Annotated in this window: 10 protein-coding genes; 1 reads left to right on the top strand and 9 read right to left on the bottom strand. The window is 62.5% G+C overall.

From position 1 onward, the window contains the following. Positions 1-92 precede the first annotated feature (92 nt). From JHD07_RS10950 to JHD07_RS10915, 8 genes are all read right to left on the bottom strand, one after another. Entirely contained in the window at positions 93-389 is a 297-nt protein-coding gene (locus JHD07_RS10950; protein WP_291621859.1) for a GNAT family N-acetyltransferase, read from the bottom strand. Continuing rightward, positions 386-1,228, bottom strand: a complete 843-nt coding sequence (locus tag JHD07_RS10945; RefSeq protein WP_291621858.1) for an alpha/beta hydrolase — start codon at positions 1,226-1,228, stop codon at positions 386-388. The genes JHD07_RS10950 and JHD07_RS10945 overlap by 4 nt, the downstream gene beginning before the upstream one ends. Positions 1,229-1,368: 140 nt before the next feature. Next, a complete protein-coding gene (locus tag JHD07_RS10940) occupies positions 1,369-2,019 on the bottom strand; it encodes an NAD(P)H-dependent oxidoreductase (RefSeq protein ID WP_291621856.1) in 651 nt (216 codons plus the stop codon). 196 nt (positions 2,020-2,215) lie between these two features. Continuing rightward, positions 2,216-3,079: an SDR family NAD(P)-dependent oxidoreductase gene (locus tag JHD07_RS10935; RefSeq protein WP_291621854.1), complete on the bottom strand. Its 864-nt coding sequence runs from the start codon at positions 3,077-3,079 to the stop codon at positions 2,216-2,218. A gap of 32 nt (positions 3,080-3,111) precedes the next feature. Next, a complete protein-coding gene (locus JHD07_RS10930) occupies positions 3,112-4,152 on the bottom strand; it encodes an LLM class flavin-dependent oxidoreductase (protein ID WP_291621852.1) in 1,041 nt (346 codons plus the stop codon). Between the two features lie 142 nt (positions 4,153-4,294). Then, positions 4,295-4,690, bottom strand: a complete 396-nt coding sequence (locus JHD07_RS10925; RefSeq protein WP_291621850.1) for a VOC family protein — start codon at positions 4,688-4,690, stop codon at positions 4,295-4,297. 206 nt (positions 4,691-4,896) lie between these two features. Further along, positions 4,897-6,384 (bottom strand): alginate export family protein, encoded by a 1,488-nt coding sequence (locus JHD07_RS10920; RefSeq protein WP_291621848.1) that lies wholly within the window; start codon positions 6,382-6,384, stop codon positions 4,897-4,899. 56 nt (positions 6,385-6,440) lie between these two features. Next, the gene (locus tag JHD07_RS10915; protein ID WP_291621846.1) at positions 6,441-7,088 is read right to left on the bottom strand and encodes a hydrolase; all 648 of its coding nucleotides are present in this window, start codon (positions 7,086-7,088) and stop codon (positions 6,441-6,443) included. 143 nt (positions 7,089-7,231) lie between these two features. On the opposite strand from JHD07_RS10915, the gene JHD07_RS10910 reads away from it, so the two are divergent. After that, positions 7,232-8,128, top strand: coding sequence for a LysR family transcriptional regulator (locus JHD07_RS10910; protein ID WP_291621844.1), 897 nt, complete (start codon positions 7,232-7,234; stop codon positions 8,126-8,128). A gap of 244 nt (positions 8,129-8,372) precedes the next feature. Here JHD07_RS10910 and JHD07_RS10905 read toward each other — a convergent pair. Next, a partial coding sequence (locus JHD07_RS10905) for an amidohydrolase family protein (protein WP_291621841.1) occupies positions 8,373-8,897 on the bottom strand: 525 nt, incomplete at its 5' end.

Below are 8,897 nucleotides of genomic sequence, written 5' to 3'. Positions count from 1 at the left end.
AAGGGCCGACCATGCGCCGCTTGGCGAATGGCAGGACACGACCGACTTCGAAGCCGCCGCCCAGGTCGCGGCGACGCTGATCGATGATCATTTCAATCAAGGGGGTTCTCCGGTGCGACGATGTCGGCATATTCGGGATGCCGCGCGTAGTAGGCGGCCATGAAGGGGCAAAGCAGAACTGCCTTGCGCCCTGAGGCGCGGATCGTCTCAAAGGTGCCGTACGCGAGTTTCGATCCGAGACCTTCTCCTGAGAAGCGTTCAGGTACGATCGTATGCGTCAGCACGATCCTGTCGCCGTCGAGCCGGTAATAGGCTGCAGCCACATCGTGGCTGCCTTCGATCAGCAGCTCGAAGCGGTGCTCGGCGGGATTGTCCTCGACGGCGCTCACGCGAGCGTCTCCCCCCTGATGAACGCCAACAGGTCGGCGTTGATGGTGTCGGGATGCGTCGCGAACATCCCGTGCGACAGACCGGGGTATGTTTTGAGGGTGCCGTTCAAGAGAAGCTTGATCGCAGTTCGAGCCGAGGCTTCGATTGGTACGACCTGGTCGTCTTCGCCGTGCATCAGCAGGACCGGCAGCGAGACCGCCTGCAGATCCTCGGTGAAGTCGGTTTCGGAGAAAGCGGCGATACAGTCATAGTGGGCCTTCGCGCCGCCCATCATGCCTTGCCGCCACCAGTTACGGATGAGGCCTTCGCTGACTTCAACGCCGTCGCGGTTGAAGCCGTAGAATGGGCCGCTGGGTACATCGAGGAAGAATTGCGGGCGGTTCTGGCCAAGCGCTTCGCGAAACCCGTCGAAAACCGACATCGGCAGCCCGCCCGGATAGCGCTCCGTCGCCAGCATGATGGGCGGCACCGCGCCCAGTAGGACGGCCTTGGCGACGCGTCCCGGTGCGCTGCGCGCAACGTAGCGGATCACTTCGCCACCGCCTGTGGAATGCCCGACGTGCACCGCGTCCTTCAGATCCAGCGCTTCGGCCAGTTCCGCGACGTCGGCGGCATAGGTGTCCATCTCGTTGCCGATATCGGTCTGATCCGAGCGGCCATGGCCGCGCCGGTCATGCGCGACCACACGGTAGCCTTTGCCGAGAAAGAACAGCATCTGGTTGTCCCAGTCGTCCGAGCTCAGTGGCCAACCGTGATGGAACACGATGGGTTGGGCCTCTCGCGGTCCCCAGTCCTTGTAGAAAAGGCGGGTGCCATCCTTTGTCGTCAGTGTTGACATCTACTGGTCAATCCTTCTCGTCGTTGAAGTGTCTTCCCGTGATGCAGGTCAGCCCCCACCGCAGTGCGGCCGGCTCAGAGGCCATGGACTGGCGATCGGTGCCCAGCGTCAGCACCGCGTCACGCTTGCCGCGAAACCGCTCAGCCCTCCGCCTGATGGGCCGCGGCGGACCCGCCGGCAGCGATCCGCGCAACGGCGGCCGCAATCTGCGCCCTGGCATGTGCGATCCCCGCATCACGCGCTTCGGCACCAAAACCGATCTTCTCAGCGTGGATGAACGCGACGTCGGTGATCCCGATAAAGCCGAGCAACTGCTTGAGGTAGGGCTCCTGGAAGTCGATGACCTTGGCCGGCCCCTCGGAATAGAGACCGCCGCGCGACTGGATCACGACGGCGCGGATGCCCTTGAGCAATCCTTCCGGTCCGGACTCGCTGTAGGCGAACGTGACGCGCGGGCGCAGCACATGGTCGAACCAGGTGCGCAGTGACGACGGAATGCTGAAATTATACATGGGCGCGCCGATCACTAGGACAGTCGCGTGCTGCAGCTCAGCGATCAGATCGTCAGATAGCGACTTGGTAACGAGCTCATCCTCAGTCGCTGCGACGGCGCGAACGCCGGCGACGGTTTTCGGCGTCAGATGCGGTATCGGCTCGCCGCCCAGATCGCGGCGGGTGACAACGGCATCGGGGTTCGCCGCCAGCAGGGACTGCACGGTGGCCTCCACCAGGGCACGCGAAACCGATGCTTCGCCAGAGGTGCTGCTATTAATTGCGAGAATTTGGTCCACACAGCGCTCCATTCTACATCCGAGTGCAGCGTACCATTCCGCTAGGCGGCTCAGTAGCACCGCCCAATGATAAGCTGTGTCGCAGAATGCGGAACTCTCCGGGCCATACCGCCAGCGCGGGAAAGACCTTCAGGTCGAACACATGCTTCCCCAAACAGGCGTTCTCCTGACGGCCAGAGCGCTCCGCCCTGTGCAATCAGGTGGGTCCGGCCAGTTGGATCCGAAGCGCATCCAGTTCCGCATCGGTTTGTTCGCGGATTGCGCGCATCATCTGTTCCGCATCACGATCGATCGATGATCTCGGCGGCACATGCCGTTGGATCGATAGCTCGACCACCCGCGCCGCAACCGTGATCGGTTCGCCCTGTGCTGCAGAGCCGGCCAGCTTCTCCATGCAGACGCGCAGGCGCTTGCCATAGAGCTTCCGCTGAGTCGCCGTCATGCTGTGGTCGATCTGCGCCAATGCCGCGGTCGCACGCGAACCGGCCGCTTCGAGATCGCTCATGGATGCGACGATGACGTCGATGCCGAAGGGCTTCAGCTCTGCCCGGTAGGCAGCCGAGAAGGCCTCCATGGCCGCCTGCGACGCGCTCGATACGCCATCAAAATGACGAGGCGTGTCCGCCGTCCATGAGCTGATCTGGACGATGCGTCCGTGCGCCATCCGCAATGCCGGAAGGAAGGCATTGATCACCGCGAGCCCGCCGAACACATTCACCTCAAAACCCTGCCGGACCTCCTCCAGTGGGAGAAGTTCGAGCGGACCTGGCGAGAGGTGCGTCGTGTTGTTAATCAGAATATCGAGCCCGGAAGCGCCGATCGCCTCGGACACGCCTGCAGCCCAGGCTTTGACCGACCCCGCATTTTTTAGATCGCATACCGCCAGACTGACCCGCCCGTTGGATGCACGCCGCAAATCCTCCGCCTCCTGTGACGAATTGGCGGTGCCGAAGACAATGTAGCGCTTCGCGGCGAGTCCAAGCGCGATCTCACGTCCGAGACCTAGCCCGGCACCCGTTACCACGACGGATCGACCGGACCGTCTAATGTGCGTCGGCATGTCGTGCGCCCTATGCTCGAAGGTGGAAAGCCTCATCCTGGTCGAAGGCGCTCCCGCACGATTGGAGCGACTTCAGTGCCAAGGAGCTCGATCGACCTTTTCATCGCGGCCGTCTCGAGCGACGCGGTACTCATTTGGAAGGTGATGCGGGAGACGCCGCCAAGCATCTCGCTGGCGCGCAACATCTTCGCCGCCACCGTTTCCGGGCTGCCGACCAGGAACGCGCCCTCCGGCCCGGCCATGTCGTCGAACTGCGCGCGTGTCGGCGGCGACCAGCCGCGCTCGCGGCCGACCTTGCCGGTCAGGTGCGCCCAGCCGGGAAAGAAGGCGTCGCGCGCCGCGGCGTCGGTCTCACCGACGAAACCCATCGCGTGAATACCCACCTTGAGTTTGCCGGGATCATGTCCCGCCTCGGCGCCTGCCTCACGGTAGTAATCGACCGCCGGCCTGAACCGATCAAACGTCCCACCGATAATGGCCACCATCAGCGGAAGGCCGAGAGTCCCGGCGCGTGCGAACGATTGGGGCGAACCACCGACGCCGACCCAAACCGGTAGGCGCGGCTGATGAGGCCGCGGGAAGACACCCTGACCGCTGAGCGCCGGCCGAAACCGACCTTGCCAGGTCGGGTGGCTCGTCTCGCCGAGTTTCAGGAAGAGTTCGAGGTTCTCGGCGAACAAATCATCATAGGCGCGCGTGTCGAGGCCGAACAGAGGGAAGGCCTCGCCGAACGACCCCCGCCCGACGACGAGCTCGGCGCGACCCTTGGAAATCAGGTCGATCGTCGCAAACTCCTGGAAGACGCGCACGGGGTCCGCAGCGCTGAGCACCGTCACAGCGCTGGTCAGCCGGATACGGCTCGTGCGGGCAGCGGCCGCAGCGAGAATGATCGACGGCGCGGAATCCAGGAATTCCGCGCGATGATGTTCCCCGATGCCAAACACGTCGAGCCCGACACGGTCGGCGACCTCGACCTCGTCAAGCAGGTCCGCCATTCGATCTGTCGCCGACGGAAGCGCGCCGGTCGCGGGATCGGGCAGGATCGCCGCAAAGCTGTCGATGCCTATTTCCATGGGAGATACTCCATCCGTTTCATGTCGGGCAGCTTGCTGGCGATCCCGATCGGACGCTGAGCGACCTCACCGGATGGCCGGTCTTCCTTACCCAGCAACGCTGACCGACCGCGCCCCTGGCAAATGGTCGGTGCCGCGAGCATCACGCGAGCACCTCCGCCAACTCGACCAGGTTTCCGAAGGGGTCGGCGAAGAAAGCGATCCTGCGGCTGATAGCCTCGACCACGATCGGTTCGACGACGATCTTTACGTCGCGCCTACGAAGCTCCTCCACGGTCGTCTCGATGCTGGCCACATTCAGACAGAAGTGGTGATAGCCGGCAAAGGCCAAGCTGCTCTCAAGGTCTGTGAAGGGATGCGCGTCCTGCGGCGCGGGCTCTGATCCACCGAGTATCTCGATGTAGAAATCGTCGTCTGTCGGGGGAGCGATAAAGGCGAGCATCAACTGCTCGACCTGCCACTCGGCCACCACGCGGAAATCGAGCACCTCGACATACCAGCGCTTGAAGGCTTCCAGATCAGGGGTGCGGATTGCCACGTGGTGACCGCGCATGTCAGCGAATGGAGAATTGCCGTTCGGTGCCGGCGGTATGAAGTCAGCCATTGATGATCCCTCTTATGTTCGCGGGTGTTGGGCGGTGACGTCCGGCATCACCTTGAAATCGCCTGTCAGCAGACTGGCACGGACGGCTCATGCGAGAGCGCAACCGACGGGGCACGGCGGTCGGTACGAGCGGCGGCACATCAGAACCTGAAAGTCGTCTGCAGGCCGATCATCTTGATGGTCTGCGCCGAGCCCGTGTCACGGATGAAGTCACCGGGTTGGAAAGCACTGAGCGATCCGGTCACGTTCAAGTTCGGCGTCGCCTGCCAGCTTACGCCAAGTTCGATCTGCTTTCCGACGAACCGCGCGTCGCTGTCTTTGCCGCTGCGCACCAGAAATCCGGGGATCGAGTAGATTCCGTCGTTAGTGCTCTGACGCCAATACGCCACCCCGGTCAGTGACACCGCGACATTCTCGTGCGGATAAACCGTAATCGATGGTCGGACGTGAATGAGGTTTCTTGGACCGATCGGCGACAATGCTCCGAAATACTTGCCGTTGGGGAAAAGCGGATTCAGTGTTCCCAGCTTCGGATCGTTTGGGTCACCGTCGCCGGATACGACGTCGGCCGTGAGGCCGACCTCGGGCCGCAGATAGGTATCCCGGAAGCGATATTTCGTCTCAAACCCAGCGCCCCACGCCTCCGATTGGTGGCCGGCAAACGTGCCGCGCTGGTACGCGGCCTCGACGTTCCAATACCAGGTGCCATTGTCACCGAAGATCCTCGAACCAAAGGTGTGCGCCAGTTGCCTGCCGGATCCCTGATCAAAGACAGCGTTCTGATCTTCGAGGCCGATATAATAGACATCGAAGCCGTTCAGATGCGTCGCGTCGAGCCACTGTGTGGCGTAGACGCCCCATACCTCCTTGCTGCGCGAACGCCGGTCATTAAAGTCTCCAAGCCTTGTGTCGACCGGCTGAAGGTAGAAGCCGGTCACCTGGCGTGTCTGGCCGGTGTAGATCGCTTCAAATCCGTCGAACGGCAGCGGAACGCCCGTTCCATAGCGCCTGTCGATGAACCGTCCCGAACCAAATGACACCAGCTTCCGTCCTGCAGACAGTCGGAGCGAGTCTCCGTCCGCCACTGCGAGATCGACGTCGACAAAAGCCTGAAGCATGTCGACGCCCGTCGCGTCCGCTGGCCCTTTCGGCCGGTCTGTTCCGGATATCCCCGATAGGATGGGCATCGCAAAAAACCGGACGTTACCGACGTGGAGATCGGCGTAAGGCATCAGACGATTCCAGACGTAGCTGTCGTTCGGCGATGCCCCCCAGTTCACATTATCGTAGCCTTCGAAGCGTGAGCGCGCCTCGAGGCCGGTCGTAAGGTAAATCGAGCCATCGTCGTTCAGCGGAATATATTTGAGGGGCTCCGCCCAATCCCCCTTCCGTTTCGCGGGATCGACGAGCCAGGACCAATCTTCCGAATAGCGCTCGATGGTCAGTGTCGGGGCTCGTTCCACGTTGGTCGAAACCTGCTGCGCGCTTGCCGCGAAAGGTATCGCCGAGGCGGCCGCGGCGAAGAACAGGCGCCATGCAGCAACCGCCGGCGAAGCGGAGCGTCGCCCCCAATTGCCCGACGGGTCACGTCTCTCGCGTTTGAGCCACAGCATAGGGATGGCGAGCATCGACCTGCCACCGGTCTTCCGCAGCGCGCCTGGCCGATACTCGCCAACCATCGCGATCAGCCCGCGTCGACGGGAGTCTTGAGGAGCTGCTGTTCCCAAAGATAGGCGATGCCGCTGCCGGCGAAGTGCTGGATGAGAATCTCGGTCAGTTCTTCGACATGCTCGGTACGCGCCCAATCGCGCTGCCATTCGCCAGCGAGCGCCATGACAGTCATTGGGTTCGCACCGGCCGCGATCATCCGCTGGACCGCGACCTCATGAGACTCCTTCGAGATACCGCCCGAGGCGTCGGTGATCACCGTCACGTCCCAGCCTTCGCCGGCGGCCTGGATCACAGGCATCGCAACGCAGACTTCGGTCCAAAGGCCCGCGATGATGAGCTGCTTGCGGCCGGTCGCCTTGACCGCGTCCACGACCTTCTCGTCCTGCCAGGTGTTGACCCAGGTCCGGTCGATCACCTCCTGACCCGGAAAGACGTCGGTGATCTGCTTGAAGAGGAGGCCGCCGCGACCCGCGATCACGCTGGTGAGAATGGTCGGAACGTTGAAGGCTTTCGCCAGCTTCGCCAGGGCGGTCGTGAGATTGACCACAGCCTGAGGGTCGTGGCTGTTCAGGTTCGCGAGCTGATAGGGCTGGTGGTCGATCAGAACGAGGACTGAATCTTCGGGGCGAAGAAGCGAGTCGAGGCCGTTGCGGAATGTCATGGCAGGTCTTCCTTCCTAAAATTGGTTCCGTGGATCGCCGACATCGATCAAGACGACGTCCCGGGTTCGAACGTTGCCATTCCCCTTTCCGGTGCGGTAGCATCGCCGGACGATGTACTGTGTCGCACGAAGGGGAACGCTGAATGGAAATTGAGGATTTGCGAACGTTCGTCGAGGTTGCCGACGCGGGTGGCGTGACGCCCGCCTCGCGCCGGCTCGGCATATCCAAATCGATGGTCAGCCGGCGGCTTGTCCGGCTTGAGGCCGAGTTGAGCGTTCAGCTTCTCGCCCGCACCACCCGTGGTGCCGCGCTTACCGAAGCCGGGGCGACGTTTCGGGAATATGCCGCGCGCGTGGTTGCCGAGATCGACCTCGCCAAGGAAACAGTTTTGCCGGCGGGCGAATTGAGAGGACGCCTGCGCGTCGCCGCGCCGCTGTCATTCGGACCGACCCATTTCGCGCCCGTTCTGGCCGACATGGCTGGGCGTCATCCGGAGCTGCACATCCACGCGGCCTATACGGATCGGTTCGTCGACCTGGTCGGCGAGGGATACGATTGCGCGATCCGCGTCGGCATGCTGCCCGATTCCAATCTCATCGCCAGACGAATTGGCCCGCTTATCGGCAAGTATGTCGCCTCGCCGGCATATATTGAGAAATACGGGTCACCTGAAACGCCGGAGGAGCTCGTGACCCATCAGGCGCTGATGCAGGGAACCGAGACATGGCTCGCTACGGTCGGCGACAAAGTCATCACGATGCGGCCGCAGGGTCGGTTCAAGGCCGACAACGGCGTTGCTCTCGTTGCCGCTGCAGTGGCAGGGATCGGGATTGCGGCTCTCCCTAACGACCTGATCCAGGAGCATCTGGACTCTGGCGCGCTGGTGCCAGTGATGCCGCGCCATCCCATTCCAGAACACGGCATCTACGTCGTTCGGCCGCCAGGGCAGCATCCGTCACGTAAGGTTCGGGTCCTCACCGAGATGCTGATCGAGTGTTTCGGACGCTCGACCGAGGGTACGGAAGCGCTCTCGACATAAAGACTGCGGCTGTCGCGGTTAATCAGGTCGGCCTCTGTGTTTGCCCGCGCCCATACAAGCCTGCACTCGATCTGTAGCGCGCCCTCGACGTCGTTTGGCGCCCGCAGAACTGAAGCACGGCGCCATCTGCCTCTCTCCTCCCGCAGCACTGTGGATCAGCGCTGAGCGCCCCAGAGAGCATTTCTTGGCTGGGATCGATGCCTACGGCGAGATCTGTGCCCGCCGCCAGGTCAGTCGTTTGGATTTACTTCTCTCCGTAGTAGCTACCGAAGTATTTAACGGGCGACCATGCCGGAAGGATCGCGGGCAGCTCTGGCGAAAGATTGCGATAATCCTGCGCGCCGAAGACGACCTTGCCGTTCATGACAGTCAGGACAGAGGAGATCGATTTGATCTGGTCCTCCGGCACCGCGAAATAATCCCTGTCGAGCACCGCGAAGTCGGCCAAATATCCGGGAGCAATGGCGCCGATCTCCGCTTCTGCGTTCATGAACCAGGCGCCTCCGATGGTGAACAGTCTCAGCGCCTCGGCTCGGGTAAGCCGGTTGTCCTTGGCGAGCGCTTCGGATCCGGACACGGACTTGCCGGTCACCATCCAGCTTATGCCAACCCATGGATTGTACGTCGCTGCCCGGAAGGCATCGGTGGTCATCGCCAGCGGGATGCCGCTATCGACGAGCGTGCGAAGGCGCGGCGTCTCCAATGCTTTCTCCCGACCATATGTCTTGATGAAGCCATCTGCGTGCAGCGCCATCTTGCCATCCAGGGC

Source organism: Bradyrhizobium sp., assembly GCF_016462955.1.
Lineage (GTDB): Bacteria > Pseudomonadota > Alphaproteobacteria > Rhizobiales > Xanthobacteraceae > Bradyrhizobium.
This window is presented reverse-complemented; position numbering and strand designations above follow the sequence as displayed.

Bases quoted from the DNA above. Each gene is read 5' to 3' on its own strand.
- JHD07_RS10945 (WP_291621858.1), bottom strand. From the start codon at position 1,228: ATGTCAACACTGACGACAAAGGATGGCACCCGCCTTTTCTACAAGGAC.
- JHD07_RS10915 (WP_291621846.1), bottom strand. From the start codon at position 7,088: ATGACATTCCGCAACGGCCTCGACTCGCTTCTTCGCCCCGAAGATTCA.
- JHD07_RS10910 (WP_291621844.1), top strand. From the start codon at position 7,232: ATGGAAATTGAGGATTTGCGAACGTTCGTCGAGGTTGCCGACGCGGGT.
- JHD07_RS10920 (WP_291621848.1), bottom strand. From the start codon at position 6,384: ATGCTCGCCATCCCTATGCTGTGGCTCAAACGCGAGAGACGTGACCCG.
- JHD07_RS10930 (WP_291621852.1), bottom strand. From the start codon at position 4,152: ATGGAAATAGGCATCGACAGCTTTGCGGCGATCCTGCCCGATCCCGCG.
- JHD07_RS10935 (WP_291621854.1), bottom strand. From the start codon at position 3,079: ATGCCGACGCACATTAGACGGTCCGGTCGATCCGTCGTGGTAACGGGT.